This window comes from Pseudomonas putida, assembly GCF_022627325.1.
In the GTDB taxonomy this organism is placed as follows: Bacteria; Pseudomonadota; Gammaproteobacteria; order Pseudomonadales; family Pseudomonadaceae; genus Aquipseudomonas; species Aquipseudomonas putida_X.
This window is the reverse complement of record NZ_JAETZZ010000036.1, coordinates 1-1383: the sequence shown is the minus strand read 5'-3', so window position 1 is coordinate 1383 and position 1383 is coordinate 1. Positions and strand designations below refer to the sequence as shown.

Sequence of the window (1383 nt, the reverse complement as noted above, 5' to 3'; positions counted from 1 at the left end):
CGATCGTGTCCCGGGAAGTGGTGTAACTCATCATGGTTCTGGCCGCTGAGTTCGCCGTTTAGTTGATCACGGCCGACAGCTTGGCCTGTGGATTATCGCTGACTGCCTCAAAGGCCTCCAACTGCATGTAACGCCGTTGCAGGCACCACTCGTCGTTCTGCTCCAGCAGCATCGCGCCTACCAGCCGTGTGATTGCAGGATCGTTGGGAAAGATGCCTACGACGTCGGTGCGGCGTTTGATCTCCGCGTTAAGCCGCTCCAGTGGATTGGTGCTGTGTAATTGCTGTCGGTGCGCTTTTGGAAACGCCATGTGAGCCAGCACTTCATCCTCGCAGCCGTCCATGAGTGTCGCGATCTTGGGGTATTTTTCGCGTAGCTGATCAGCGACCAAACGCCATTGCTGATGGCATTCGGCACGGCTGTCCTGGGCGAAGACTGTGCGCAGTAGGGCCGCCACCATGGTGCGCTGACCTTTGCCGACGTGGGCCATGGCATTACGCATGAAATGCACACGGCAGCGCTGCCAGGTCGCGTTGAAGACCTTGGAAACAGCCGCCTTGAGCCCTTCGTGGGCGTCGGAGATGACCAGTTTCACGCCCCGCAAGCCACGTCGCGTGAGGCTGCGCAGGAAGTCTGTCCAGAACGGCTCAGCCTCTGACGGCCCAACCCGCATGCCCAGGACTTCGCGGCCACCGTCGGTGTTCACGGCCACGGCGATTATTACGGCGACCGAGACGATGCGTCCGGCCTCCCGCACTTTGACGTAGGTGGCATCGATCCAGAGATAGGGCCAGTCGCCCTCAAGCGGGCGGTCAAGGAAGGCGTGAACGCGCTCATCGATCTCACCAGCTAGCCGTGAGACCTGGCTTTTGGAGATGCCGGTCATGCCCATGGCTTTGACCAGCTCGTCCACTGAGCGTGTTGAAACGCCTTGGATGTAGGCCTCCTGGATGACTGCCGCCATGGCTTTCTCAGCGGTGCGTCGAGGTTCAAGGAAACCAGGGAAATAGCTGCCTTGGCGCAGCTTGGGAATCTTAAGGTCGACGTCGCCTGCGCGGGTTTGCCAAAGACGATCGCGGTAGCCATTACGGCTATTTGTCCGGTCTGGGCTTTTGACATCGAAGCCCGCGCCGCACAGGCCTTCGACGTCGAACTCCATCATGCGCTGGGCAACGAACTGGATCATTTGCTTGAGCAGATCAGCGTCTGCCCCTTTCTCAACCAACTCGGTCAATGCGATAGTGGGCTTGGTCATCGTGGTTTCTCTGGTGAGTGTTTGGTCTTCGCAAACTCAACGTTAGCCAAGAACCACGATGACCATCCTCTTTCGCCCGCAGGGCGCCTTCGGCTGGTTCAGTTACACCACTTCCCGGGACACGATCG

1 protein-coding gene is annotated in these 1383 nt (G+C 59.1%); it reads right to left on the bottom strand.

Going from position 1 to position 1383, the window contains the following annotated elements; genetic code table 11:
* Positions 1-58: 58 nt before the first annotated feature.
* Positions 59-1255 (bottom strand): IS256 family transposase, encoded by a 1197-nt coding sequence (locus JNA92_RS25570; protein WP_004575957.1) that lies wholly within the window; start codon positions 1253-1255, stop codon positions 59-61.
* Positions 1256-1383: the final 128 nt, after the last annotated feature.